This is a genomic window from Qipengyuania sp. RANM35 (assembly GCF_041021145.2).
Classification (GTDB): Bacteria; Pseudomonadota; Alphaproteobacteria; order Sphingomonadales; family Sphingomonadaceae; genus Qipengyuania; species Qipengyuania soli.
In genome coordinates, this window is the sequence record NZ_CM196433.1 from 1939931 (window position 1) to 1965726 (window position 25796).

Genomic DNA, 25796 nt, shown 5'->3' on the forward strand with positions numbered 1-25796 from the left:
TCACGCGCCCGTCATGATGCGATAGCAGGATACCTCGCCGCGCTTATCGCGTTCGATCGAGTAGCCCTTCTTCTTGAGGCCAGTCAGTGCCGCCCGAGCCGAGTGCGGCAGCCAGGCGGTCGCCTTCACCATCTCGTCGAGCGTTGCGCCCTGCTTGCGCTTCAGCAGCGCAATAACTGTATCGATCTTGGTCTCGCGCTTCGCAGGCGCGATCTTATTGGCCTGCTCCTGGTTGGTCATGGGTGGTTCTCCTTGGTTAGAGCAGCACCATGCCGCTCCCACCACCCAAGGCCCCGGCTCGCGTACTGCGTCGGGGCGGCGGCCTCTGGCGGCCGCGACTCACGGGCAGAACCAATGCTTCCTTTGTGGGCGAAGTCGAATGGAATTTGGCCAGAGAATGAAGGTCGGCTTTGCGCCCCGTAACCGGTCATTTGATCCATTGTGTTTCTCGCGCAACAGCTGCCGTTCGCTTGGCGGCACGTCCATAATGGAAATGGACAGCCCACCTAATCGGCAATGCAAAATGAAGCTTGAAGCCGGAGGGTCGGTCGCCGAAAGTCCCCCCGTCGATTGAGCAAGAGGATGTAGTTCCTCGCCGGCGTCATATCTGACAAAGCCGAGCACTGTGCAATCAGGCCGAACTTGGTCGAGAGAGGTTGGTGAATGAATGAACGGAGTTGAACCAACTTCAGAGGTTGCGATCGTCATCGTCGGCGGGGGCACCGCTGGATGGCTAACGGCCGCCTTCTTGCAGAACCAGTTGCCCCATACACTGAACCGCCCCGTAGCGATTTCCGTGATCGAGGCGGAGGACATACCAACTGTCGGCGTGGGCGAGGCCACCATTCCTTCCATCCGCCAGACTTTGGCGGCGTGCGGAATTGAAGAGCATGTCTTCCTGAAAAACTGCAATGCTACCTTCAAGCAGGGTATCGAGTTCATCAATTGGCGCGATGATCCGAAGATTGCGGGTGGCAGTAGTTATTTCCATCCCTTTGGGGACCAGGTCATGGTCGCGGGCAAGGACGCGACCTGGCAATGGCTGCAATTGCCGGAGGAACAGCGCACCGCCTACGCTGAGCAGTTTTCAGTACAGTCCGAGATTTCAAAAAGCGGACGAGCCCCAAAGGGTTTCGCCGACAAGCCATATGACGGTGCGCTTGCTTACGCTTACCATCTCGATGCGGGAATGCTGGCGCAGTTCCTGAAGGACCTTTGCAAGCAACGCGGCGTTCGCCACGTCGTACAGAAGGTCGTCGAGGTCGAACGAAACGAAAAGGGTATCGCTGCCGTCCATCTCGACAACGAGAAACGGATTCCAGCGGACATTTTTGTTGATTGCACCGGCTTTGCAGCCCGGCTGATCAATTCGGACAAGTCGAACCGGTTCAATAGCCTGTCAGACGTACTGTTCGTTGATCGCGCCGTTGTGACACGGGTGGAGAACGAAAGCCTCCGTGATGTTCTGGGCTACACCAAATCGACCGCGCAAAGTGCGGGCTGGATCTGGGATATCGCACTGCAGGACCGCCGCGGGATCGGTCATGTCTATAGCTCGCGCTACATTGATGACGATGCCGCGAGAGCGGAACTGGCTGCCTATGTCGGCCGGCCGACGGAAACTCTCGAGACGCGTAGGCTCGATATGCGCATCGGCTACCATGACCAGCAATGGCGCGGGAACACCGTTGCCATTGGGCTGTCGAGTGGTTTCCTGGAGCCGCTGGAATCGACCGGTATCTACCTGATCGAAATGGCCAATTGGGCGATGCTGGAATTCATCCCTCGCTATCTCGCCGGGGCGCAAGTGCAAGGGCACTACAACCGGGTCCTGCACAATCACTACGACAATATCGCTGATTTTCTGAAGCTGCATTACTGCCTGTCGAACCGCCGCGACACGGCGTTCTGGCGCGACAATTGCGATCCCAAGACGATCTCGCGGTCCTTGCTGGCAAACCTGGATGCTTGGAAGGCGGCAGTGCCGAGTATTTACGATTTCGACCGCACGACCCAATGCTTCTCGGCGACCAACTACAAATTCGTGTTGTATGGCATGGGCTGGAATGGTGGCGGTGAGCCGATTTCTGGACCGGCGGACTATGCAACGGGTATGATGGCCGAGCTTTCGCAGCGGAGGTCGAAGCTGCGCGACTTCGTTCTGCGCGATACGGTTCCGACCGTTGCCTATTTCGAGGCACTACAGAAGCTATGAACCTGGTTTCGACACTGGTGCGGCGACACGCAACACGCACAAAAGAAGAGGGGCGCCCGCACCAAGCGGGCGCCCCCTATTGTCCGGTCCGGTTCCGCTTAGAATTCGAACCGAACACCAGCGGAGATCGTGCGACCCTGGATGGAGCGACCGATCGTTACGGTGTTGGGAGCAGCACCATATAGAGACTCGCGTCCATCATTCGCCGATTCCGTGATCCCGGCCTTGTCGAACAGATTGTTCACGTTGAGCGAGAACTCCAGATTGTCGGTCAGGTTCACCGCGCCGGTCAGATGGACCACCGAATAGCCCTTCTGCGTGAGGGTATTGGCATCATTGGCAAAGCTGTCCGACGTACCGATCCAGCTGGCAGAAAGCCGGAAGCGGTCAAAGTCGAGGCTAGGCGTTACTGCCCAGATAAGCTTGGCCTGACGCTGCGGCCTGTTTCCGACCAGCGCCGCATTGACTACGCCGGCGGAGTCACGAGCATCGGTTATTTGCGCATCGGTATAGGTCGCCGTCGCGTACAAGTTGAACGCTCCGTTCCTGTAGTAGGTCTCGAGTTCGAGGCCCTTCGCATCATACTTGCGGATCTGACCCGTCGGCGGCGTAATGGTGATGTTCGATTCTTCGGTCTTGGACAGGAATGCCGTCCCGTAGAAGTCGAGGTCGCCACCGCCCACATCGAGGCCTTGTGCCTTGAAGCCGACTTCGTACTGCTTGACCTTGTCGACATAGGCACCTTCAGCTCCCGGGAGCAAGGCACCGCTGGCGTCGCGGACACCGAAGTCGAGAGCACGATCGAAGTTGAACGACGCACCGCTCGAGGCCCGGCCGAATACCGAGAAACTGTCGCCGATCAGGTAGTTCGCACCCAGCGACCAGGCGAAGTTGTCAGCTTTCAGGTCAGCGCGGGCATCGACAGTCCCGTTGTTCTGGGAAACGGTGGCTTCCGTGCCGGTAATGACCCCGTCGCCATTCACGTCGAAAGGCGCGCCGGAAGCCGAAGTGCGGATTCCGTTCTGGCGCATGCTGTCGTAGCGAACGCTCGCATCGAGGCTCAGGTCGCCGGTCTTGAACGCCAATGCCGCGAACGGCGAGCTCGTTTCCGCTTCGAGATCGTAGTTGCGGTTGGAGCCGTCCCAGCCGAAGGCCTGGTTGACACCAGCAATCCCGTCGATCGAGCCCGGCGTTGCGATGAGCGCCGCGTCGTTCTCGGTCGTGGTCACGATCCGCGACCAGTGCCAATCCTGAACGAAGTTCTGGTGCATGAAGAAGTGACCAACGGCCAGATCGAGCGTGGAATCGCCGCCCATCTCAAGGGTCTTGGACAAGCGGACATCGTTGGCGAAATTGCTCAGGTCGTCGATGTTGACATCGAACACGGCGACGTCGGACGCGAGACCGTTGGGCAAGTTGGCAGCAGTGACCGCCTGTCCTGCATTGGGGCCATTGTAGTAGGTCGAACCCGCAAGAGCCGCCGCATCGAGCGCGCCGTAGGTGAAGAAACCGAGGAACTTGCCGGAGATATCCTGATACCGCGACTTGGTCGCGAGGGTGATGCCGCCGCCGAGCTCGAAGTTCGTTTCGAGGCCTATCGACTTCACCTTGTTGTGGAGGCCATCGGCAGAATCATAGGGCTCAAGCTGATTGCGACCATCGACGGCAAGACCGTTGCGCGTAAGGTTGCTGTAGAGGCTGTTGTTGGCGGCATCGAAATTGCCCAGGTTGGTGCCAACCACGCCGCTGTTCGCATCGCCAGTCCGCGAAACCAGCTGCGGGAAGTAGGCCTGATCTTTCTTGTCGATGATCTTGCCGGTCAGCCGGACGTAGCCGGCATCGAATTCCTTGGTAAGGCTCAGACGGACCTGCCCACCTGAAACCGGATCATAGCCAGTGTCACGGTAGTCGCCGCCCTGCTGGAAATGCCCACCGACGTGGAAGTAGAGATCGTCTGCGAGATCGGCACCATATTCCACGTCGACGCGGTAATCGCGATGGTCGACACCGATGCCAAAGGCGACCGAACCGCCGCCCTCACGACCAGTCTTACCGATCAGGTTGATGATACCACCAGGGCCGTTGGTGGTGAGCGTCGAGGCTGTACCGCCACGGACGGATTCGACGCGGGCCAACGTGCTGTCGGCCTTGAAGAAGCCGTCAGCCGGGGCGAACAGGAGATCGCCGAAAAGGACGATCGGAAGCCCGTCTTCCTGCATCGAGAGGAATTTCGCACCTCCCGTCGAGATGGGAATGCCTCGGACGTTGATGTTGGAGTTGCCGCCGCCCGACGAACTTTCCGAACGGATGCCAGGAAGCTGCCGGAACACTTCTGCGAGGTTCGCAGGATTGGCGTCTTCGATTGCCTGCGTGCCAAGTGACGATACAGAGATCGAGGTGTCGATCTTGTTCTTGCCGGCCGACGAGATCACGCCGGTAACGACGATGACATTTTCGTCTGCTGCATCGCTTTCGGCAGCCGCCTCGTCCTGGGCAAAGGCGACGCCAGACACCGGCGCGAGAGCGAGAGCCAAAACGGACGCGCAACCCCTGAGAGTGGATTTCTTCATTTTTCCTCTTCCTTGAACCATCCATTGTTTTCAGGCGAGCGCCCCCGCCTCATGGTTGCCGATACCAGCCCAACAATCGATTGCAAGAAAAAATTGCAATCGATTGTAATTTGGCAAAGATGGGCTAGCATCGTAGCGTATTTTTGTTGCACTAATGTCACTTCTCGGCGAGGCAGCCACGCATGAATGCAGAACCCAAGGTCAGGAACATCAGCGACCTCGCCCGGCTTGCGGGTGTTTCCGCGGGCACGGTTTCGCGCGCGCTGGCCGATAGCGACCTTGTCAACGAGAAGACCCGAGCGAGGATCAAGGCACTCGCACGTCAACATGGCTTTCGCCCGAACGTCATGGCGCGCAACCTTCGCATCCAGAAGACCGGTGCTATCGGCGTGGTCATTCCTCTTGGCCACGATACCGGCCAGCATATTTCCGATCCGTTCTTCATCACGATGCTCGGCCTGCTCGCGGATGCCCTGACCGAGCGCGGCTACGACCTCATGCTGTCGCGGGTCATTCCGACCGACGAGGATTGGCTCGACCGTTTCACCGACTCAGGGCGCGTCGATGGCATGATCGTCATCGGCCAGTCGGACCAGGCGGCAGCACTGGACAAAGTCGCCGAGCGCTATCGACCGCTTGTGGTCTGGGGTGGCCACGAACTAGGACAGGTGCATTGCTCGGTCGGTTCGGACAATGTTGCCGGCGGCGATCTTGCGGCAAGCCACCTGATTGCGCGCGGGTGCAAGCGGATCGCGTTCTTCGGAGATCCCACCGCACGCGAAATCAAGCAGCGCCTTCAGGGCTGTCGCAGGGCCTTGGCCAGAGCTGGCCTCGGCGATGACCCAAGCGTGTTTCCCGTCCACTTGGCAGCGGGTGTTGATGATGCGAACATCAGTGAGTTCCTCGCCGACGAACTTCAGCGTCCTGACGGTATCGTCGCAGCTTCGGATGTGATCGCCATGTCCGCTCTGCGCGCCCTGTCGGAAATGGGCATTGCAGTACCCGGCGACGTCAAGGTAATCGGCTATGACGACCTTCCCATCGCGGAACACACCGTACCCCGCCTTTCCACCGTCAAGCAGGATCTGACTGCGGGAGCCAATACTCTGGTGGAACTGCTGATGCGGCGCATCGCAGGCGAGGAGACGGGCTCGGCGATCATGGCGCCCAAACTCGTCGTCAGGACCTCGACCTAGCTTTCTGCGCCCATCGCTAGTGCCAGCGCACCGAGCAAACCGGATCGATCGCCCAGGCCGGGCAATGTAACGATGTCCTCTGCACAGCTCTTGAAATAGCCTGCCCCGAGCCGAGCTGCCATGTTGTGTACGCGATCGATCAGTCCCGCAGTCCCCATGACGCCGCCGCCAAGGCTGATCCGTCCGGGCTCAAACACTGCCTGCATCGAGACAACCAGCTGAGCCAGATAATGCGCAATTATGTCATGCGCTTCATGATCGGCAGGAAGGTCGGACAACGACTTGCCCCAGCGCGCAATGATAGCGGGACCGCTTGCAAGTCCTTCGAGGCAATCGCCGTGAAACGGGCAAGTGCCAGCGAACTCTAGATCGTTCGGATGACGCGTCAGCCTGATATGACCCATCTCCGGATGGCTGAGTCCGCGAAGCGTTTTGCCCTCGATCACTGCGCCGCCACCGATCCCGGTGCCGATGGTGAAGTAGAGCGAGGTGCGGCACCCTTGCGCAACGCCCCAGAGGTATTCGGCGAGTGCTGCGGCGTTCACGTCCGTATCGAGCGCTACCGGGCATTTCAGCCCCACTTTTAGGGGACCAACCAGATCGGTGCCGCTCCAATGCGGCTTGGGTGTTTCGGTGATGTACCCATATCGGGCAGAAGCCGGATCCAGGTCGATCGGACCGAAGCTCGCGACGCCCACAGCCGCCAACGGACCACGCGCAGAAAACCAGTCCACCATCGCACCGATTGTCTCGTCGGGGGTTGTCGTTGGAATGCGAACGGTTTCGTGCACATCATCCTTGCCAGAGGCGATCCCAAGCACGAACTTCGTTCCGCCCGCCTCGACCAATCCATACATGGGAATCGTCATAGCGGCCTAATCTCACTCTTCTCGCCGTCCAGCTGCAAGCGGAAGCGGGGGGTAGGCGTCCCGCCGAACTGACTGCTCACCAGTTCCGGTTGGTCTTCCAGGCTGCGCCCCTCGAGGCCCCAATTGTCGACGAAGCCGATGACTTCCAGATTCTTCGTGACCCACCAGCTGTAGGCCTGGAACGGCTCCGCTACCGGATTGCAGGCGACGAGTCCCGTTCCATTGATTGGGCGGTAGGGCCCGAACAGCGATTCCGCGACCATGCCGTAAAGCCCGTTCGGACCGCTCGGCCCATCAGGCGCAAAGACGCGGCGCTGGGTCGACCAGAAAACATAGTAGTGGCCGTCAACGAACCGCATGACGGGCCTTTCAAGCTCGTTGTTGAGGCCGTCCGCGGAAATCAGGGGGGGCAACAATTCCCACGACCGCAGGTCCGGCTCGCTCGCCCTGGCGATCCCGATGGCGCCATTGAAATCGCTCGCCGACTGCTTGAGCGACGCGGTGAACAGCAAATAGGACGCTCCGTCCGCCGGATCTCGGAAATGTGCCGGGTCGCGGAAGGCCTTGATGAAGCCCGGCTTGCCGTCGGCCTGTTTAGCCACGACATAGTTCAGGTCATCACTGATGATGTTCTCGAACGGTGTCGTCCAGTCGCCCGTTCGGACGGCACCGCTCTCCACGATCAAGCGACCTTCAACCTGGAACAGCCGCTGCTCGTAGCTCGTCCTGGTGTCGCCCTGCCGGCCCGCTGCAGTGTAGAAGAGGATCAGCCTGCCGGTCTCGGGATCGTAAATGGTCGATCCCGCCCATTCACGCGCGCCAGGGTTCACGCCTTCCGGCAACAGGTCACCCAAATCGCTCCAGCCATCCTTGCCAATCTTCGTGAGCCGCAAGCGTGCGACATGGTGGCGGTCGTCCGGATGGAGCGATCTGGGCGCTGACATTATGACCCACAGTTCCGCGCCATCGACACGCACGATACTACCGTCGAAGGTTTCGATCGGCCAAAGGTCCCACAGGTGCAGGTGGTCGATGGCAGGCCTCGCATCGGCTCGCCCGATCACAGGTATCTCCGGCATCGGCCGGCTGCCGATTGCTGCGACGTGGTCGGCCTGCCAATGGCCTGATGCACGTCCATTGTGGTTGGTTTCGGTCACGCGACAATGGCTTTCCATGGGAGTCTTGGCTCGATCTTTTGGTTGGATTCCGGAACGAACGCGTCTGCTCGGATCTTCTGCAGCGCCTCGCGATCAGATAGCGGTTGCAGGGGTTGCAGGCGTCGCTCGGCCCTCTTTGATGCGATAGACGGCAAGCGCGGCCAGGATCAGGCACACGCCTGACATCGTAATGACATTGCGTGCATCGCCCCCGAGGACCGGCTCGTAGAAAAAGCCGACAGTGAATGCGAAAAGCAGCATGGGTGCAGTGATGAACATGTTGAAAATGCCCATGTAGACTCCTGTGCGCTCGGGGGGGGATCGTATCCGCCAGGATGATGTACGGGTTGCCCATGATGCTTCCCCAGGCGAGGCCGACACCTACCGCGGCGACGAACAGCCAGGTCTTGTCACCGATTTGCGGGATTGCGAGCATGGCAATGCCGCCCACCACAAGCGCTAGTGCATGCAGACGGCCTGCACCTATTTTCCGCGCGTAACGCGCCATTACCAGTGCCGAGAGAAAAGCGATCAGGTTGTAGAATGCGCCGATCTGACCGTTGGTGAGCACTGCGGAGTTGTAAGCCGCTGTATTCGCATCCGCCGTGCCGTAAACCGAGCGACTGATCGAGTTGGTAATGTAGTTCCAGTACCCCCACATGCCGTACCACTGGAATAGACTCATCAGCATGAGGCCCTTCATTGCCGCAGGCATTTCACGCATGGCCGAGAAGATCTCTCCGAAGGTGGACGCGACAGTCTTCGGTTTCGCGGCGATCCGAGCCCTCTCTTCTTCCGTCAACGGTAATTCCGGGACGCGCGTGATCGACCACAAGATCGTCGAAATTGAGAGGAATGCTCCGATCCAGAACGACACCAACGTAAACGTCGGTATCTGACCGTTACCAGCTGCTGCGCGGCTTAGTCCAAACAGCGCCACGAGAATGGTGGGGCTCAAATAGGCAAGGAATTGCGCGAGCCCGGTGAAGGCGCTCTGGCTCAAAAAGCCAAAACTGCGCTGTTCGGGGTTAAGCCTGTCATTCACATAAGCGCGATAGGGTTCCATGGTCACGTTGTTGCCAACGTCGAGGATCATCAGCAGCGAGAAGGCCATCACAATGCTTGCCGAAAGGGGCAGGAAAAACAGCCCGAAACAGCACAGCACTGCGCCGATGAGAAAGTAGGGAGTGCGCCTGCCCCAACGCGAATTGGTCCGATCGCTCATCGAGCCGATAATGGGCTGGATCAGGAATCCGGCCAGCGGGCCCGCAATGCTCAGGAAGGCGAAATTCTTCTCTTCCGCGCCGAGATAGGCCCAGATCGGCGCCATGTTCGCCTGCTGTAACCCGAAGCTGAATTGCAGCCCGAGGAAGCCCAGGTTCATCTGCAATATCTGCGCGACGCTCAGCCGTGGTTTTGCTGCTGCCATGATCGCCTGTCTCCCTTTCAACAGATCGCCTAGTGGATACTGCAATCGATTGCAATAATGCATTGGGGTGGTCACACAAACAGGCTCCATTGCTGGGCTGTTGGTCCGCAATCGACCTAATCCGAGCGTGCCGGCGCCTGGTTTTGCAAGCCGTGAAACGGAGGACGCAATATTTTGAAAGCAGGTTCCTCCCCATTCAATGCGACTGCGAGCTCAACTTTCGCAGGTTGGGTCGAGCAATTGAAGGGGGTCCGCTTCTAATGCGCGGACGCTAAAAAGAAGACAGTCAGCTACCGGCCCAAAATCGGTCGGTCGGCAATGCGCGCCCCCATATCGGTCATTCACGAACCTGCGGATTGCCTCCAAAAGCTGCCGGTCGTCGGGATGACGGTCACTGATCTGTCCAGCCCGGGCTAGAAGAGTGTTATTCCCCCAAAGTGACCTCGTCACGAATACCAGGCTCAACCGGTCGCTCGAGCGCTTTTTCGGCCTCTTCCAAAATTTCCGGGGTCAGGTCGGTAGTCCGTGCAGGGAGAGGGGTGCCATCGCCCATCTCACCATTTGTCTCGATGTCTTCGATCAGCATCTTCATCTCGGCGATTTCCTTGACCTGCGCTTCGATGATTGAATCTGCGAGCTTGCGAACACGCGGATCGGTGATCTCTGCTCGCGAACTGGTCAGAACGGCGATGGAATGATGCGGGATCATCGCTGCCATATATTCTTCATCGTTGACGGCCGCCTGACTGCGAACGAGCCAGAGTGCCACCGCGAAGGTCAACGCGCCGACGCCCAGTATGATGAAGTTCTTGGTCTTGTCCTTGTACATGCCCCACATGAAGAGAAGCATGACGATCATCATCATGCCACCCATTACGAAGGTCATCCAGAAGCGCGTCTCACTCCAGAATACGTGATCGAGCTCGTACGTGTTGAGATACATCAGGCCAAACATGAGCGCGGTCGAAGTCGCCACCATCGCCATGAAGCGCCAGTAATTGCCCCCACCGCCGTGGTGCTGCTGGTGATCCGGGTGCTGGTTATGGGCCATTCAATCCTCCTGGTGGCTCATCGTTTTATATACGTACTGGGCAGTGCAGCTGATCAGGATGAAACCTGTGAGCGACGCAATGCCCGCAATCACCCTCAGGTGATCGGTCGGATAGATGTCGCCCAAGCCCACCGTCGTCACGGTGATCAGGGCGAAGTAATAGTAATCCATGGCCGACATGGCCGGTTCCTTGGCGAACCCGCCAAGACCAAGCCGACGCCGCCCTGGCAAATCCAACTGCAAACAGCACACCAACCAGCAGGTGGCTGATGAGAACGAGTGGAGATCCTCCGGTCAGTCTCAAGCCAGCTGGGTCATACCCGGAGGCGACACCCTCTTCGCAACTCGCAAGATGGCCAAGTGCAAGGTCAGTGACACCAGGAAAATTGCTATTCCGATTGCCGTTGCCGCGATCATTTCTGACCTTCGGATAATATCGGAAGCTTTAGCCCACGCAGCCGCAAGGCATTGGCTATGACCGAGACCGATGAGAGGCTCATCGCCGCGGCCGCGATCATCGGATTGAGAAGGAGGCCGAAGGCGGGGAACAGCACGCCAGCTGCCACAGGGATACCCAGCGTGTTGTATCCAAAGGCGAACACCAGGTTCTGGCGGATGTTGCGCATAGTGGCGCGCGACAGGACGATGGCTTGGAGCACACCGGTGAGGTCGCCGCGGACCAGAGTCACACCGGCACTCTCGATTGCGACATCGGTACCGGTGCCCATCGCGATGCCGACGTCCGCAGCCGCCAGCGCAGGTGCGTCGTTGATGCCATCCCCAGCCATCGCAACGCGCTTGCCTGAAGCCTTAAGAGCCTCAATCTTGCGATGCTTGTCTTCCGGCGAAACGTTGGCCTCGACCTCGTCGATACCGATCTGGCGTGCGACAGCTTCGGCAGTGGCGCGGCTATCACCTGTGAGCATAACTACGTCGATTTCGCGCTCGTGCAGCGCCCGGATGGCGGCAGCGCTGGTTGACTTGATCGGGTCGGCGACCGCGATAAGTCCCGCCGGGGCGCCATCAATGGCGACGAACATCACCGTCTGGCCTTGTGCGCGGCCGGCCTCTGCCGAGCCGAGCCATTCCAGATCCTCGATACCCAGCCGATGCATGAGTTTCTCGTTGCCGATAGCGACCTTGCGAGATCCAACACGCGCCTCGACTCCCTCACCGGTGGTGGAAGAGAGATCCGACGCAGCCTGAAATGTCGCTCCTCGTGCCTTCGCTCCCTCAACGATGGCGTGGGCGAGAGGATGTTCGCTTCCTGCTTCGACCGCTGCGACGGCCGCAAGGAAATCCGTTTCATCAAGACCATCGCGAGGCGTCACCGCGACTAGATCGGGCTTGCCCATGGTTAGCGTGCCGGTCTTGTCGACCACTAGCGTGTCGATCTTCTCAAGCGTCTCGAGCGCCTCAGCGTTGCGAATGAGGATGCCGTGCTGGGCGCCCTTGCCGGTGCCGGTCATGATCGACATCGGCGTGGCTAGTCCTAGCGCGCAAGGACAGGCGATGATGAGCACCGCAATCGCGTTGACCAGTGCATAGGCCAGCGCCGGAAAAGGCCCCCAGATTGCCCAGACAATGAAAGTAATAACCGCTATGACGACCACTGCAGGCACGAACCAGGCCGCGACCTGGTCGGCCAAGCGCTGGATCGGTGCCCGGCTGCGCTGCGCCTCAGCGACCATCTGGACGATCTTGGATAGCATCGTGTCCTTACCAACTGCGCCCGCGCGCATCACGAAGCCACCAGTCTGGTTGACCGTTCCGCCGATCACCTGGTCGCCGACTTTCTTGGAAACCGGCAAGGGCTCACCACTGATCATGGATTCGTCGATTGTGCTCGCGCCCTCGGCCACCTCGCCATCGACCGGTACCTTATCACCCGGGCGGACGCGGAGCAGGTCACCGCTCGCCAAATGGTCGAGCGACACTTCGCGCTCGTCGCCGGTCCCGAATATCTTGACCGCTGTTGGCGGCGCGAGTTCAAGGAGCGCACGCAGCGCGCTCGATGTCGAGCCGCGCGCCCTGAGTTCAAGCACCTGGCCGAGTAGTACAAGTGTGGTGATGACCGCCGCCGCCTCGTAATAGACGCCGACGTGGCCAGAGTGATCGCGGAAGGCGGGCGGGAATATGTGGGGCAGGAGCGTCGCGACGAGGCTGAAAAGGTACGCAATCGCCACACCGAAACCGATCAGTGTGAACATGTTGAGATTGCGGGTCTTGATGGATTGCCAAGCCCGCACGAAGAAAGGCCAGCCACCCCACAGCACGACCGGTGTAGCGAGAAACAGTTGGGCCCATTGCGCACTTGCCGGCCCAATTAGCCGGTCGAAGCTGATCCCGGATACCATATCGCTCATCGCGTAGATGAACAACGGCAAGGTGAAGAGCGTGCTGACCCAAAAGCGGCGCGTCATGTCGACGAGTTCGGGATCGGGTCCATCCTCCAGGCTGACCGTCTCCGGCTCCAGCGCCATACCGCAGATGGGGCAGTTTCCCGGCCCCACCTGGCGGATCTCGGGATGCATGGGACAGGTGTAGATCGTCCCTTCGGGAACGTCCTCGACCTGCGTGAGATGCGCGCCCGACAGATAGTGCTGCGGGTCGGCTACGAACTTGTCCTTGCACCGCGCCGAACAGAAGTAGTGGGTCGCACCATCGTGCTCGGCGACATGTGTGGCGCCCTCGATCGTAACACTCATGCCGCAGACGGGATCGATCGCGCTGCCTTCCCCTCTCGCATCCTCCGTGTGGTGCGTATCGCAACAGCTCATAGTCGGCCTCCTCTGCGTGGCAGGAGTGTGTGATCGAGATCAGGGATAGGACGCGAAAACCTCACGGCGGCCATTGCCGAAAGCGATGACCTCATAAGGCTGGGTCCTTCCCCCGGCTTCCATACCTGGCGAACCAAGCGGCATACCTGCGACCGCCAGACCTTCGACCCAGTCGGGCCTTTCCGCGAGCAAGCGCTCGACGGCGGCAGCAGGCACGTGTCCTTCTATCACATAGCCGTCCGCGGTCATCGTATGACACGAACGCAAGTCATCTGGCACGCCGTGTTCAGCCTTCACCGACGCCATGTCGGGGTGATCGACCGTCTCGACCTCGTGCTTTTCACCGTGGCGGATATGCGCTGCCCAGGCTTCGCAGCATCCGCAACTGGGATCGCGGTACATGGTGAAGTTCGCAGCCTGAGCTGCGCCTGTGCATGCTACGAGAAGGGCAGTGCCGAACACGGGCAGAAAGGGGCGGCGGGTCTTGTTTCCATTCGAGCTCATCAGTCGTGTCCCATGGCTTTCATGTCCTCTTCCGACATGTTCGACATGTCGTGCCCGGCATGCGGATCCGCAGCGGCCGTCGCTGTCGGGGTAGGTGCAGGTGTCGCCGCAGGGGCAGGGCTAGCCTTGCGGGCTGAAGCAGTGGGCGCAGAACTTGGCGAAGCAGTTTGGGTAGGAGCGGCAACCGGCTCATCAATTTCGGCCGTACCTGCAACTTCGTGCTCGGTCGCAGCGGGAGAAGCGATCGCCGTCTCAGCCGCCGGTGCTACATCGTCGACCGCCGTGGCGGGGTCACCGCATCCCGCGAGCGTCAAAAGGCAGGTAGGCACAACAAGCAACTTTCCAGCGAATGCGATGGTAACGGGACGCATGAGAGGTTCCTTTAGAGCTTAAGATGGTTGAGTCCGTGGGCGAGCTCACCACCCATGAAGCCTTGAACAATGAGCAATGCGGAAATCGAGAACAGCAAAAAGCGAAGAGCAGCGCGCGAACCTGAAGCGCGGTAAGCAATCCAGGCTGCTGCAATGCCTAGGACGGCGATCAGCATGCCGTTCCAGCGGTGGGCTTGCATGACGGTATCGCCGCCGAACCACAGGCCGGTGTGTATCCACCCGAACAGGGCGGCGACAACACCCCCCGCAGCGCCGCCAAAGATCATGATCCTTACGGCCGCTTCACGTTCGGGCGTGCGGTGGGACATGACGAACAGCTCGGTAAGTGCGGCCATCAGGAAGAGCGCTATCGGAAAGTGGACCGTTGCCGGATGAAGGCTCTTGAGAACGCCGATGATCCCTTCGCTCTGAACCTGCTCGTCATCGTGGCTTTCGACGGTTTCATTCGAAGTCGCGGCGCTTCCCATTGCCTCCATATCGTGCCCGGGCTGAGCATGGGCGGCCTCGCTTGCCGTTGGACGCGTCTCTTCCCCGCCGTGCTTTTCGTCACCGTGTGAGAACGCAACCGTTGCCGAGAGGAAGAAGGCCAGACTGGTGAAAAGGCGGAGAATGGAAGTCACCGCTTTGCCTTCTCGAACAGGTCGACCAATTCGCCGAACTTCTGCTTCTGCTCGTCAGCGTCACCGCTGGCTATTGCTTCAGCCACACAGCACGCAGCATGGCGCTTGAGAATCTCGCTCTCGGCCCGGCCCAGTGCAGCCTTTACTGCCTGAACCTGATTGAGGACGTCGATACAGTAGCGATCGTCTTCGATCATCTGCGCGACGCCGCGCACCTGGCCTTCGATCCTGCGAAGACGATTGACGATGCGGGAACCATCGGTTGCTGACACGTTTAGCACTCCATCTGCCGCAATACCCCGCGGGGTATCTTGCAATACTCCTGGGGGGTATATATGACAAGGGCTGAAGGAGTTGCAAGACCCATGCCCGAATTGCTGGTTTCACGTCGACGACTGTTAGGGGCTGGAGCGCTGGGCGCAGGTGTATTGGCCCTGCCTGCGTGGGCCCGCGGCACCGATCTGCACGGAGGTGGATCAATCCGCCCCGGTTTCGACGAGGTGTCGGGCCGGGACATCGCTCTGACAATCGGCGAAGGGCCTCGCGTCGTGCAGGGGCGTCGCGGACACGCGATCGCAGTCAACGGCAGCGTGCCGGGTCCGCTGGTTCGCCTCAAGGAAGGTCAGCCGGTTCGGCTCGCGGTCACGAACACGCTCGATGAAGATAGCTCGGTCCACTGGCACGGCCTGCTGCTTCCGTTCCAGTTCGACGGCGTACCCGGCGTCAGCTTCCCCGGGATCAAGCCGGGTGAGACATTTGTCTATGACATTCCCGCGCTGCGACAGAGCGGCACCTATTGGTGGCACAGTCACTCTGGGCTGCAGGAGCAGGCGGGGCACTACGGGCCGATCGTGGTCGAACCCGCCGGAGCCGATCCGGTCCAGGCCGACCGCGATTACGTGCTGTTGCTGAGCGAATTCACCCCTCTCCATCCGCATACGATCATGGACAAGCTGAAGAAGGGCGAAGGCTACTTCAATTACCAGCAGAATACCTGGACCGACGACTATCCGCTGTCGGGCGAGGACCGCCGGATGTGGGCGCGCATGCGCATGATGGCGACCGATATCCTGGACGTAACGGGCTCGACCTACACCTATCTCGCCAACGGGCGGGGACCGGAAGAAGGTTTGGAGTTTCTCTTCAATCCCGGCGAACGGGTGCGGCTGCGCATCATCAACGGCAGCGCCATGACGTTCTTCAACGTTCGTATTCCCGGGGTTAAGTTCTGGATAGTCGGCGCCGACGGTCAGAACGTGCGCCCGGTCGAAGTTGAAGAATTTCAGATCGGCACCGCAGAGACCTACGACATCGTTGTCGAGCCGACTGGGGAAGCCCGGACGATCGTCGCCGAGAGCATGGACCGATCAGGCATGGCTGTGGCCACTTTGGCATCCCGCCCCGGTGCGCGGGCAAGTGTACCGCCCCTGCGCGATCCGCCGCTGCTGACGATGGCGGACATGGGCATGAACCACGGCGCGGGCGGCATGGACCACGGCGGAGATATGGCAGGCATGGATCATTCAGCCATGGGCCACGACATGTCATCGCAAGGTGCCGCTGCCGAACCGATGGGCGGGATGGACATGAGCGGTATGAACATGCGTGACACGTCCAAGTTGCCCCCGGACGTAAAGGTCGGCCCCGGCATCGATATGGTGTCGATGAACCCGGTCGATCGCATGGGTGATCCCGGTCTTGGCCTCGACAAGGTTCCCCACAAGGTCCTGACCTACAAGGATCTCGTTGCGCTCGAACCCAATGACGATTTGCGCCGCCCCTCCAGGCAGATGGAAATCCATCTGACCGGCAACATGGAGCGCTACATGTGGTCGTTCGACGGGAAAAAGTTCAGTGCCGTTAGCGACGATCCGATCCGCTTCGCCTACAATGAGCGTGTCCGGGTGAAGCTGGTCAATGACACCATGATGGCGCACCCGATCCATTTGCACGGGCACTTCTTCGAACTGGTCAACGGTGCGCCTGCCGACCGCCAGCCGCAGAAGCATACCGTTATCGTGCAGCCCGGTGGCAGCGCCACCTTTGACCTGACCGCCGACGAGGAGGGCGACTGGGCCTTCCACTGCCACCTGCTCTATCACATGCACTCTGGCATGTTTCAGATCGTGACCGTCGCGCCGCGGGGCAACCAGTCCGATGTGAAGCGGGTGGGAGAAGACTGATGCGCCTGCTCGTCATCATGCTCGTCGCGAGCGCCGCCGTCCCCGCTATCGCACAAGATCACTCGGGCCACGCGATGCCTGTCGAGCAATCACCTGCCCAGACCGAATGCGAAAAAGAGGCCGCACGCCACCGCGCCATGGGCCATCCGGTACCTGAGGGAGCGTGCGCGCCCAAAGCGCAAACGGCTGAACCTGCTCAGGACGGTCACGCCGACGGCCACACCGGTATGGACCATTCTCAGATGGACCATGGCCAGAAGCAGGGTATGGACCACTCGACCATGGATCATTCCAAGATGGAAGGCATGGACCATTCCACGATGGGCCACGAAATGACGCAGCTGCCCGAGCAGGCGCCCATGGACCACAGTGCGATGGGGCACGGTGAGATGGACATGACACCCATTCCGGAAGGGGCGCGTCCGGCTGCGGCAGGATCGGGTCCGCCTCGCGCTGCCGATGCGATCTGGGGTGTCGATGCCATGCGAGCCTCTCGCAATGCCCTCCGCACCGAGAACGGCGGCAAGAAAGTGTTCTGGTTTCAGGGCGACCGCGCTGAATATCGCGCGCGAGAAGATAGCGATGGCTATCTTTGGGACGTGCAGGGCTATTACGGCGGTGATACCGACAAATTCTGGTTCAAGAGCGAGGGTGAAGGCACCTTCGGGGAACAGGTGGAGTCCGCCGAGATACAGGGACTTTGGAGCCACGCGATTGGACCGTGGTGGGATCTTCAGGTTGGCGTTCGGCAGGATCTTACTGGTCCCGAGCGCACCCATGCCGTCATCGGTGTCCAGGGTTTGGCACCCTATACCTTTGAAGTCGATGCAGCCGCCTTCCTGTCGAACAAGGGCGACCTGACTGCAAGCATCGAAGCCGAGCTTGACCAGCGCATTACGCAGCGCCTTCTCCTCCAACCGCGGGCTGAGGTAAGCCTTTCTGCACAGGATATTCCAGAACTCGGCATTGGGGCTGGTCTGGATTCTGTCGAACTGGGGCTGCGCCTGCGTTACGAAATCGCTCGTGAGTTCGCCCCTTACATTGGGGTGGAGCAGGAATGGAAAGTTGGCCAGAGCGCCGACTATGCGCGCCTCGCAGGGGAAGATCCCAGCGTGACGAACTACGTCGTCGGCGTCCGATTCTGGTTCTAAAGAGGGGATTACAATGAAGTTTGTTTATTTTGCGGCTTCGGCTGCAGCTGCACTCGCTGCAGTGCCTGTTGCGGCTCAAGCTCAGCACGCCGATCACGCTGATCATGCGGCACACGACACACACGGCGATGTCCAGGACGCGCTTGAGCAAGATGCGGAAGCCACGCTCGTCGCTTACCGAGGTGCCCTGGTCGCGCGAGACGAGGCCGCCATGAGAGCGCTGTTCGCAGACGATTCCATGGTGTTCGAGAACGGCAAAGCTGAGGGCTCCTTTGCGCAGTACATGGAGCATCATCTCGGCCCCGAACTGGGCGAAATCACCGAGTTCACATTCACCAATCCGACGGTGAGTGTCCGGGTGATCGGTCATGCAGCGTTTGGCCATGAAACCTATCGATACAGGATTGCCCTAAAGGACGGCCGCGTGATCGAGCGTGACGGGGTCGCCACGTCGGTCCTGACCCACAAGGATGGGGCTTGGAAAATCGTCCAGTATCACTCCTCGTCTCGTGCACTCCGCCCGAACTGATCAGGCAGTCGATTTCAACATGGCAATTCAACGATCGCGTAAGCTTCGACTGCATATCTTTGGTAGCAAAGTCCACAAATGGCTAGCCGTCTTCGTAGGCGTGCAAGCTCTGTTGTGGATGGCCACCGGCACGCTCATGTCGTATCTGAAGCTCGAACACGTACGCTCCGAGCATGTCATCTCGCGCGAGCCTGCGCCATTGAGCTCTGACGCGGCACTGCCTGCATGGGCGTCGAATGGCGGAGATCTGGTCTCGGTCACGACAAAAATGGTCAATGCTAGACCGATGGTGGAGCTGCGCCGCTCGGATGGCAGCACAAGCCTTCATGACCCTTCCACCGGACGGGTCCTCTCTCCCCTACCGCGCGAGACTGCAGAGGCAATTGCCTTGAATGCCTGGTCAGGGCCGAAGACTGGCATTGAGGCGGCGACACCGGTCGGCAAGCCTGTCGGCACCGAATTCAGCGGTCCTTTCCCGGCGTGGCAAGTGCAATTCGGTGACCCGGATGCAACGCGCCTCTATATTGACGCCTCTAATGGCGCCCTACTGGCTGCGAGAAGCGACACCTGGCGCTTCTTCGATTTCATCTGGGGGCTCCACATTATGGACTGGAACGAGAGGCATCGGATCAATAGCTGGTGGTTGCTATTGTTCGGCATTGGCGGGACCATCATTGCGGTCTCCGGCTTCGTGCTTCTTGCCAATCGCTTTCCCAAACTACGTCGACCTCGCGCAAAACGCACTTAATTCGATGCGTTCGGCTCACCTTTATCACCCACCTCTCCAGTCTGCTTAGCTGGGTTAGTTGTACAAAAGCCGACGGTCTGCTTCCGGCCCACTTTCAGACGTCGAACGATGCCTGGGCTGTACGGCAGTTTTCGGGTCGTTAGCCTAATTTCGGCTCTAACTCTTGTGGCACCCGCAAGCGGACTGACAGCTATCGACCCGATTGCGGACATCGAAGGGCAAATGTAGTCATGCGCGTATGAGATCGATTTCTCTCGCAAAGGACGATGCTGAGCATCTTGTCCCTGAGCCGTGGCGGTCAATGTTTCGTCAGATCGCAAACTCCTTCGCGGAAGGTGATTTTCAACTGTGCGACAATGCGATTGAGGGTGTTGCGCCAGTCGACGTAACTTTGGCTGATTTCTTTCGGGAAAGCGTCCGCTCCTACGGGGATGACCTAGCACCATTGAATGACGCAACTTGGGAGCGCTCGTTCTATCGCTGGATGGACGGATATTGGCAATTTCTTGTGGACCTAACAACCGAGCAAGAGCCTGTGAGCGACCTCGCCCTCCACGCAAAGCTAGACGAGAAAACTGGCCAATTGCAGTTGGCGTCAGTGCATGTGCCCTGAGAGTTCCGGCTAGAGAGTAGACGTCCGCTCATCACCCAGTTCGTGACCGATTTGCCGCTCTAACGATGTGCCAGGAGCGGATGGGCTGCTAACGACCCGAAAGCGGACCAATAGCAGGATGTCTCGGCAGCCACCTCGCCACGTAAAAGTCAGGTTGCTGACGCTTTTGCAGCAGCTGCGCGGGCAGCCTGCGGAGTGAAAACGTAATATACCAGCGGGACGACAAGGAACGACCCGAAGACGATGGCAGGAACAGGTAGTCCAAGTTCATTTGCAAATGTGATCAGGGGCGCGCTGACCGTGAAGGACAGGGTCAGAGACATGTTCAGTGAATGTCTTCGCAGCCTCTGAAAACGCGAAACACGTTCGAGGCGAAAGTAGCGCCAATCCAGCACCAGGAAGAAGAGGAAGATTGCGGCCATGAAAAGTGGAGCGACAAAGGGCACCGGTCCACCAACGCGAATCAGATTGACCGAGGTCGCGATCATTCCGGCAATTACGACTATCAGCAGCACAAACAACGCCCATTCGTAGACTCTCGCCCCTCGCCATTGAGGATTGACTGCGAGCAGCGCCATCCCGAGACCATAGAAAGTCAACGTGGCTTGCACCATGGCCAAGGGCAGGGGACGTGCGATCATAAACGTCCATGCGGTTGAAGCGGCGACTGTCATGGCAATTGCAAACGTCCATCCTGCGTAACGATGCGCTCGGCCGCCCTTGCTGGCGGCCAACGCAATCACCGCCCCTCCGGCAGCACCGAATCCTAAGATAAGGTGTAGAATATGGGTGAGTTGATCGATCAAACTGACTGGCAATATTCTAGCCCCCGAGTGAATCCTAGACATGTTCTAGAACACGTCATTCATTTCGCTTTCCGGTAGCCTAAACTCAAATCAAAGTCAGTATCGCCCAAATTCTGTGTGCTTGGGTCCAAATCACTTCGTGTCAACATTGCTGAGCTAGAGCTGTGCTGCGAGCAGGCCGAAATTCAACCACACGGTTGATAAATTTACATTTTTATCCGGAAGAATCTTTCGGCATTCTCACGTAGCATCGAGTTTTTTTGCTTTTCGTCTAGCCAATCGAAGCTATCGAGCCTTGCGAGAATGGGCTGGATTGGAAGGTTGTCGCTCCCGAACATGATCCTGTCACCAAAGCCCGCTCTAATCAGCGTTTTCAGCGCTTCCTCGTACTGTTCCACCGGCATTGCGCCATTGGTGATGGATAGATCGACGTAAACGTTCGGGTAATCGCGCAAGAGAGCGAGTGTCTCAGGCCAGAACGTGCCGTAATCCGCACTCCCTGAACCTACGTGCTGCAGCCAGATCCTGAGGTTTGGATGCCTGGTAAGTACCGGTCGCAAGAGCTCAGGGTTGCCCATCTCAGGATCGAAGTCCGGACAACAATTTGGGTCCGATCGCGTACTAAAGCGACCGCCAGGCCGTGGTCCGCGCTGGGTGTGAATGCCGACCGGAATGTCGAACTTTTCCGCCAGTAACCAATATGGTTCGAGACGCGGATTGGCCGGAGAGATTCCGTAGTAGCTTGGACCGAGCTCGTGCAGCGCACGGACCTTGCCCGAGGAAATCTGCTCTTCCAGCCAAGCCACATCAGCCCAGCCCTCGGTCCTTGGAAAGCACTTGTAACGGGGTTCTGAGAGGTTGCGAGGACAGGCGAGGGAAACCCCAACGATTACGCTGGGCTTCTGCCAGCGATCGACTTCTTCTGGAGTAGTCACTGCAACAACGGCCGAAGTCACTTTGCTCGTTGCCATCTCCTCCAGCTGCTTATCGCGAACTTCGTTGTGATCGTCTTCAGGCCAGGCTGCATGCCGATGGACATCTACCAGCCCGACAGACGCGAGAAGCGATAATGCAAGCGCTATTAACACGTAGTCTCCTTCCCCGACCAAGACTGCTCATACAGAGTACCATAGCCCTCGGCCGAAGTCTGCTTTTCGTCCCATGCGTAACAGCTTCGTCGAGCTATCAATGTGCTACGAGCAGACTGGCGACTAACGACCCGATTGGAGACGATGGCGCTTGCTAACTTTTGCGCCTTATTTCCCTTCGTTGGAAAAGTTCGACGTGATGCATAAGTGCATGCCGTCTGATAGCTTTGCCTGGCTCGCGACGCTGATAGCAGGTTCACCAACAGAACCGCATCTTCGAAGCTCTGATCCGCGAGGCGTTCTTAAGTCAGTTAGAATTACTCAACTTGCTTCTGCTCCAAGCAACTCGGAAATCGAAGGCACCAAAGCGCGAAGGCAGCGGCCAGACACCAATATGCATAGAGGAATCCGAGCAAGTCTAACTCATCAGACATATCTGCCAAACCTACTTTGATTTCGTTGAGCGCGAGATCCCAAGGAACGGCAATCCCGCGCCCATTCAGAACGTACTAGCTGGCTGGTAATCCACAATCCGGAAGAGTGCGCACAGGTGCATTAACGATACGAGAAGCCCTGGTCCTCGGGTTTAGGTAGGATGGAAAAATCCTGGTTCTTATTCATTGAAAAACTTGAGTTTTTCCACTCACTCTCATATGCGCAATTTGGCGTTAGTCAGTGTCCAGCCTGGAGAGAATTTTGTCGAAGTCGCTTGTCTGGAGCCTAATCCTTCCCGCGATGGCAGCAATCGGTGTGGGAGCCTACGGATTTCTGTTCGGCGATGAGGTTAGCGCTGCCCGTGACGGCACTATTAGTTCATCAACAGAAGGCGCCTTAGACCCTCCCGAGCTGTGGACCTGCGAACGCATTTACCCGGAATACAAAGCTCATCTTGATGCGGGTAATGCTCCTGAGGCCTGGATACATGTAGGCAAGGTCTACAGGGATGCCAAAAGCGGGAAAATCTACACTTGGCGAAATTGGATCGACTGGGCCAACGTGAACAATTGTGGTGGTGACGCACTGCTGGCCAAGCCTGAAATGTCTTCGAGTGAATGGTTAGGTTTGGCGATCCCGCAGTTTGGTGTGGGCCTAGTCGCCGCGGAAAGAGGGAGCGGCCCCAAGAGTCCGGGGTGATTGGCGAGGAATCGCGGCGCGCAGGCGTTCACCCAAGCGACCGTTAAATCCCACGGCCAGTCCAAACTTGCCTAACCTTCCGCTGTGCACGCCTACAGCTTGGAGCTCGCCATCAATTCGGACCAACAGTGGGGCACCGCTCCAGCCCCCTTTTGTAGGACAACTGTGTTGCAGGACTATCGATCTATCCGCCTGCGGCCATGCCAAGCAACTTCGAGTATTTTTGTTGGCCCTTCGCCCTGACTTCGACGAAGCTACTATCATGACTTCGCTCCTGCTCGGAAAATCAGGGGCAGTCGCGACCTGCAATGGAGTGACGGCCTCAGGTGCGGAGTGATCAAGTGTGAGGACTGCCCAGTCGGTTGCATTGGACAAATGTCTGGTCTGGGGAGAGCCGCCCCTTTGTACGAGTTCAAACCTCGAGCTAAAAGATTGGACTCCGTAGCTGTCGTAGAGAGTAAAACGGCAATCGCGTAGGTCCTTGGCAACATCAACGTTGCGCCTGCGGAAAGTGTCAAAATGAGCTACCGTGAGGACAGTCTTCTGGTCGCCGACCAGAGTTCCAGTCGTGTACCATCTTGTAAGCCCGGAGCGGCAGTTAATCGCGCCGATAGGCGAGACCGCAAAATCTTGATTAGCTCGCAAGGGTAGCGGTTGTGGCAAGCCCCAAAGCGCCATCATCAAAACTAGCGCTGAACTCCATCGCTTCATAATCGTGCCAACCTTTTTCAAAGGTTTGGCAGAATTGTATGTGTACGAAGGCCCGTTGGCACTCAGGGGAACTACCTAGGTTCCAGCCGTCGAAAGCGGCATCAAACGCCTCTCCGTGACTAGCCGCGCAAGTGGTTCTCCTTGAGGCCCTCCTCGTCGATCCTTCGCTCGACCTCGATCTGGCGCTGCAACGTGTGCTTCACTGCGGCATCCCCTTGGCGGGTCAGCCTAACATGAACCCGTCGCGCGTCACTCGGGTCATTGAGCCTTTCGACGAGGCCCATGGTGAACAAGAGACCTAGGTATCTAAGCGCGGTGGTGGTGGGAACCATCGCCGCTGAGCAAACGCTCGTGATGCTAACTTGCTTCTGTCGTCGCTCGTTGTCGAACAGGTCGAGCAGCATCGTCCAACAGGCTCCCGTCGACATTTCTGCAGGCAAGAATTCCGCCCGCGCTTTCTTTCGAGCCAGCGCCTTTCTCGCCGCACGCCAAAGCTCATCGTGCCCTATCAAATCGGTTGAATATTCGAAGGTTTGGATAGGTTTGGCATCTTGCCTGTAGAGTTCGATGGTAGCGCCTTGCTCCTCTGTCAGGCCCAGTATTCGAGTTGCAAGGTCCCGAAGCTCGGCAACATTCTCCTTCTTCACAGAATCCCCCGATCGGCCATGCTGCAGACGTTTGCATCAGCCAGAATGATGTGGTCACGAATTTCAATCCCCAATGGCCGAGCCAAACTCTGGAGATTGATGGTCGAGCGAATGTCGTCTTCGCTTGCGCTTGCGTTCCCGGAAGGATGATTATGGGCCAAGATGACAGACCTCGCCTTCAGGTCGAAGGCGGACTGGATGATCGTCCGAGCCGATGCTTGCACCATGGATTCGCCGCCCAGGGCCAGCCACTTGTAGGCTATAAAGCGCCCTGCACCGTCACCGAAGACGCCCAGCAGTCGCTCTTCGGAGAGGCCTGTAAACTGTGATCTGAGCCAAAGCCTGAATCTCGCATCACTACTATCCAGGTTCGAGCGGGACACTCCTGCCTCAAGGCCCATGAGAAACAAGGCTCGGGTCGATATCAGGCTCTCGTGCCACGTCTCACCAGGCTCGGCGCACTCAGATATGGCAAGTGACGGAGCCGCCATCACCCCACCTATAGAACCGAAACGAAGAAGTAGGCGCTCGGCAATTTTGGTCGCGCTTCCGCCCGCGATCGGCTTCAACTGCGTCGAGAGGTACTCGATCTGGCTTCCGCAGGAGTTCGCGTAATTGTCCCGTACCCGGCCAGAAGGATCACCAGCCAGAAAGGGAGACGCTCCATAATCGCATAGGTGATCGGGAACATCGCGTCGTCGATTGCGCGAAGGATGTGCCCGAGGACCGCTAGGAATTGTGCCGAACCAGCCCAAATCACCCACCACCGGTCAGCCTTTAGCGCGGCCGTCAATATGACGGCGAAAAGCGCCAGATCCAGCGGGAAGTGCCAGAGGTGCAAGCCCCAATAGGACCCCCTCGCCCCCAACGCGATATGCAGAAGCTGGTCGACGACAAGTTGGGCTGACAGCGCGGTGGTAACGAGCCTTTCGGACCATCCCCCGCGCCGCCATGCGAGCCAGCACACTACCAAGAGAAGCGCGCATTGGATTGCAAATCGAACCATGCACGGTTCCGCTGCCAGATCGCAGAGTCATCTGCAATTCAAGCTGCACGAAATTCTTCGTCAAGCTCTGCACCAGTGAAAACCTGCTCGTCAGGGCACCATGGTTCTTCAGGGCCCATCATTTCCCGTCCAATTTCCCGGAGCTTGGCGTGAGCGCGCAGAACGTCTGCCTGCGCGTCCATCAGCCTGGAAGTAGCGCGCTGCAAATGCCGCAAGGCAACTTGGGCTTCGCCCTTCGGCGCACCGCTGACCTCGACACTGGCAGTTGATACGGTGGCGATGGTATTCGCGGTCGCGGTGGTGGCCTCGGCGAAAGCAACCTCCGTGGCAACAATTTCACGCGCGATGCGAGCGCTCGCAGCTGAGAGAGTAAGGGACATCAAATTTCTCCGGCTCA

Annotated in this window: 25 protein-coding genes; 8 read left to right on the forward strand and 17 right to left on the reverse strand. The window is 58.8% G+C overall.

Translation table 11 applies throughout. The features are described from left to right. The gene (locus RAM60_RS09710) at positions 1 to 240 is read right to left on the reverse strand and encodes a DUF3489 domain-containing protein (protein ID WP_369026948.1); all 240 of its coding nucleotides are present in this window, start codon (positions 238 to 240) and stop codon (positions 1 to 3) included. A gap of 427 nt (positions 241 to 667) precedes the next feature. Here RAM60_RS09710 and RAM60_RS09715 point away from each other — a divergent pair, with 427 nt between their 5' ends. After that, a complete protein-coding gene (locus tag RAM60_RS09715; RefSeq protein WP_369026947.1) occupies positions 668 to 2215 on the forward strand; it encodes a tryptophan halogenase family protein in 1548 nt (515 codons plus the stop codon). A gap of 98 nt (positions 2216 to 2313) precedes the next feature. Here the strand turns inward: RAM60_RS09715 and RAM60_RS09720 are convergent, their stop codons facing one another. Then, a complete protein-coding gene (locus RAM60_RS09720) occupies positions 2314 to 4785 on the reverse strand; it encodes a TonB-dependent siderophore receptor (protein ID WP_369026946.1) in 2472 nt (823 codons plus the stop codon). Between the two features lie 182 nt (positions 4786 to 4967). Between RAM60_RS09720 and RAM60_RS09725 the strand changes: the two genes are divergently transcribed. Next, entirely contained in the window at positions 4968 to 5981 is a 1014-nt protein-coding gene (locus tag RAM60_RS09725; protein ID WP_369026945.1) for a LacI family DNA-binding transcriptional regulator, read from the forward strand. Here RAM60_RS09725 and RAM60_RS09730 read toward each other — a convergent pair. From RAM60_RS09730 to RAM60_RS09775, 10 genes are all read right to left on the reverse strand, one after another. Further along, positions 5978 to 6850 (reverse strand): ROK family protein, encoded by an 873-nt coding sequence (locus RAM60_RS09730; RefSeq protein ID WP_369026944.1) that lies wholly within the window; start codon positions 6848 to 6850, stop codon positions 5978 to 5980. The genes RAM60_RS09725 and RAM60_RS09730 overlap by 4 nt on opposite strands. Beyond that, entirely contained in the window at positions 6847 to 7929 is a 1083-nt protein-coding gene (locus tag RAM60_RS09735) for a glycoside hydrolase family 68 protein (RefSeq protein WP_369026943.1), read from the reverse strand. Before RAM60_RS09735 ends, RAM60_RS09730 begins: the two co-directional genes overlap by 4 nt. Further along, complete coding sequence (locus tag RAM60_RS09740) at positions 7832 to 9436, reverse strand: MFS transporter (RefSeq protein WP_369026942.1); 1605 nt, start codon at positions 9434 to 9436, stop codon at positions 7832 to 7834. The genes RAM60_RS09735 and RAM60_RS09740 overlap by 98 nt, the downstream gene beginning before the upstream one ends. A 424-nt stretch (positions 9437 to 9860) precedes the next feature. Further along, complete coding sequence (locus RAM60_RS09745) at positions 9861 to 10487, reverse strand: DUF305 domain-containing protein (protein WP_369026941.1); 627 nt, start codon at positions 10485 to 10487, stop codon at positions 9861 to 9863. Further along, positions 10488 to 10718, reverse strand: a complete 231-nt coding sequence (locus RAM60_RS09750; RefSeq protein ID WP_510639673.1) for an ion channel — start codon at positions 10716 to 10718, stop codon at positions 10488 to 10490. Positions 10719 to 10900: 182 nt separating this feature from the next. After that, complete coding sequence (locus RAM60_RS09755; protein WP_369026939.1) at positions 10901 to 13267, reverse strand: heavy metal translocating P-type ATPase; 2367 nt, start codon at positions 13265 to 13267, stop codon at positions 10901 to 10903. Positions 13268 to 13306: 39 nt separating this feature from the next. After that, positions 13307 to 13771 carry a DUF411 domain-containing protein gene (locus RAM60_RS09760; protein ID WP_369026938.1) on the reverse strand — a complete coding sequence of 155 codons (465 nt, stop codon included), beginning with the start codon at positions 13769 to 13771 and terminating at the stop codon, positions 13307 to 13309. After that, entirely contained in the window at positions 13771 to 14142 is a 372-nt protein-coding gene (locus RAM60_RS09765) for a hypothetical protein (RefSeq protein WP_369026937.1), read from the reverse strand. Before RAM60_RS09765 ends, RAM60_RS09760 begins: the two co-directional genes overlap by 1 nt. Before the next feature lie 11 nt (positions 14143 to 14153). Next, entirely contained in the window at positions 14154 to 14783 is a 630-nt protein-coding gene (locus RAM60_RS09770; protein ID WP_510639676.1) for a DUF2231 domain-containing protein, read from the reverse strand. Then, the gene (locus RAM60_RS09775) at positions 14780 to 15055 is read right to left on the reverse strand and encodes a metal-sensitive transcriptional regulator (RefSeq protein ID WP_039388532.1); all 276 of its coding nucleotides are present in this window, start codon (positions 15053 to 15055) and stop codon (positions 14780 to 14782) included. The genes RAM60_RS09770 and RAM60_RS09775 overlap by 4 nt, the downstream gene beginning before the upstream one ends. A 93-nt stretch (positions 15056 to 15148) precedes the next feature. Between RAM60_RS09775 and RAM60_RS09780 the strand changes: the two genes are divergently transcribed. From RAM60_RS09780 to RAM60_RS09800, 5 genes are all read left to right on the forward strand, one after another. Then, positions 15149 to 16966 (forward strand): copper resistance system multicopper oxidase, encoded by a 1818-nt coding sequence (locus tag RAM60_RS09780; RefSeq protein ID WP_369026936.1) that lies wholly within the window; start codon positions 15149 to 15151, stop codon positions 16964 to 16966. Beyond that, positions 16966 to 18117 (forward strand): copper resistance protein B, encoded by a 1152-nt coding sequence (locus RAM60_RS09785; RefSeq protein WP_369026935.1) that lies wholly within the window; start codon positions 16966 to 16968, stop codon positions 18115 to 18117. The genes RAM60_RS09780 and RAM60_RS09785 overlap by 1 nt, the downstream gene beginning before the upstream one ends. Positions 18118 to 18130: 13 nt before the next feature. Continuing rightward, positions 18131 to 18646, forward strand: coding sequence for a YybH family protein (locus tag RAM60_RS09790; RefSeq protein ID WP_369026934.1), 516 nt, complete (start codon positions 18131 to 18133; stop codon positions 18644 to 18646). Positions 18647 to 18665: 19 nt separating this feature from the next. After that, entirely contained in the window at positions 18666 to 19394 is a 729-nt protein-coding gene (locus RAM60_RS09795; protein WP_369026933.1) for a PepSY domain-containing protein, read from the forward strand. A 301-nt stretch (positions 19395 to 19695) separates the two neighbouring features. Further along, a complete protein-coding gene (locus tag RAM60_RS09800) occupies positions 19696 to 20007 on the forward strand; it encodes a DUF7668 domain-containing protein (RefSeq protein WP_510639678.1) in 312 nt (103 codons plus the stop codon). 149 nt (positions 20008 to 20156) lie between these two features. Here RAM60_RS09800 and RAM60_RS09805 read toward each other — a convergent pair whose 3' ends face one another. Further along, a complete protein-coding gene (locus RAM60_RS09805) occupies positions 20157 to 20813 on the reverse strand; it encodes a hypothetical protein (protein WP_369026931.1) in 657 nt (218 codons plus the stop codon). A 206-nt stretch (positions 20814 to 21019) separates the two neighbouring features. Further along, positions 21020 to 21901, reverse strand: a complete 882-nt coding sequence (locus RAM60_RS09810; protein WP_369026930.1) for an amidohydrolase family protein — start codon at positions 21899 to 21901, stop codon at positions 21020 to 21022. A 696-nt stretch (positions 21902 to 22597) separates the two neighbouring features. On the opposite strand from RAM60_RS09810, the gene RAM60_RS09815 reads away from it, so the two are divergent. Beyond that, positions 22598 to 23035 carry a hypothetical protein gene (locus tag RAM60_RS09815; protein WP_510639679.1) on the forward strand — a complete coding sequence of 146 codons (438 nt, stop codon included), beginning with the start codon at positions 22598 to 22600 and terminating at the stop codon, positions 23033 to 23035. Between the two features lie 830 nt (positions 23036 to 23865). Here RAM60_RS09815 and RAM60_RS09820 read toward each other — a convergent pair. From RAM60_RS09820 to RAM60_RS09830, 3 genes are all read right to left on the reverse strand, one after another. Continuing rightward, positions 23866 to 24393 (reverse strand): winged helix DNA-binding protein, encoded by a 528-nt coding sequence (locus RAM60_RS09820; RefSeq protein ID WP_369026928.1) that lies wholly within the window; start codon positions 24391 to 24393, stop codon positions 23866 to 23868. Next, positions 24390 to 24962 carry a JAB domain-containing protein gene (locus tag RAM60_RS09825; protein WP_369026927.1) on the reverse strand — a complete coding sequence of 191 codons (573 nt, stop codon included), beginning with the start codon at positions 24960 to 24962 and terminating at the stop codon, positions 24390 to 24392. Before RAM60_RS09825 ends, RAM60_RS09820 begins: the two co-directional genes overlap by 4 nt. 475 nt (positions 24963 to 25437) lie before the next feature. Then, positions 25438 to 25779 (reverse strand): hypothetical protein, encoded by a 342-nt coding sequence (locus RAM60_RS09830; protein ID WP_369026926.1) that lies wholly within the window; start codon positions 25777 to 25779, stop codon positions 25438 to 25440. Positions 25780 to 25796: the final 17 nt, after the last annotated feature.

Coding starts and splice junctions, on each gene's coding strand:
- RAM60_RS09710 (WP_369026948.1), bottom strand. CDS start 240: ATGACCAACCAGGAGCAGGCCAATAAGATCGCGCCTGCGAAGCGCGAG.
- RAM60_RS09715 (WP_369026947.1), top strand. CDS start 668: ATGAACGGAGTTGAACCAACTTCAGAGGTTGCGATCGTCATCGTCGGC.
- RAM60_RS09720 (WP_369026946.1), bottom strand. CDS start 4,785: ATGAAGAAATCCACTCTCAGGGGTTGCGCGTCCGTTTTGGCTCTCGCT.
- RAM60_RS09725 (WP_369026945.1), top strand. CDS start 4,968: ATGAATGCAGAACCCAAGGTCAGGAACATCAGCGACCTCGCCCGGCTT.
- RAM60_RS09730 (WP_369026944.1), bottom strand. CDS start 6,850: ATGACGATTCCCATGTATGGATTGGTCGAGGCGGGCGGAACGAAGTTC.
- RAM60_RS09735 (WP_369026943.1), bottom strand. CDS start 7,929: ATGCCGGAGATACCTGTGATCGGGCGAGCCGATGCGAGGCCTGCCATC.
- RAM60_RS09740 (WP_369026942.1), bottom strand. CDS start 9,436: ATGGCAGCAGCAAAACCACGGCTGAGCGTCGCGCAGATATTGCAGATG.
- RAM60_RS09745 (WP_369026941.1), bottom strand. CDS start 10,487: ATGGCCCATAACCAGCACCCGGATCACCAGCAGCACCACGGCGGTGGG.
- RAM60_RS09755 (WP_369026939.1), bottom strand. CDS start 13,267: ATGAGCTGTTGCGATACGCACCACACGGAGGATGCGAGAGGGGAAGGC.
- RAM60_RS09760 (WP_369026938.1), bottom strand. CDS start 13,771: ATGAGCTCGAATGGAAACAAGACCCGCCGCCCCTTTCTGCCCGTGTTC.
- RAM60_RS09765 (WP_369026937.1), bottom strand. CDS start 14,142: ATGCGTCCCGTTACCATCGCATTCGCTGGAAAGTTGCTTGTTGTGCCT.
- RAM60_RS09780 (WP_369026936.1), top strand. CDS start 15,149: ATGCCCGAATTGCTGGTTTCACGTCGACGACTGTTAGGGGCTGGAGCG.
- RAM60_RS09785 (WP_369026935.1), top strand. CDS start 16,966: ATGCGCCTGCTCGTCATCATGCTCGTCGCGAGCGCCGCCGTCCCCGCT.
- RAM60_RS09790 (WP_369026934.1), top strand. CDS start 18,131: ATGAAGTTTGTTTATTTTGCGGCTTCGGCTGCAGCTGCACTCGCTGCA.
- RAM60_RS09795 (WP_369026933.1), top strand. CDS start 18,666: ATGGCAATTCAACGATCGCGTAAGCTTCGACTGCATATCTTTGGTAGC.
- RAM60_RS09800 (WP_510639678.1), top strand. CDS start 19,696: ATGTTTCGTCAGATCGCAAACTCCTTCGCGGAAGGTGATTTTCAACTG.
- RAM60_RS09830 (WP_369026926.1), bottom strand. CDS start 25,779: ATGTCCCTTACTCTCTCAGCTGCGAGCGCTCGCATCGCGCGTGAAATT.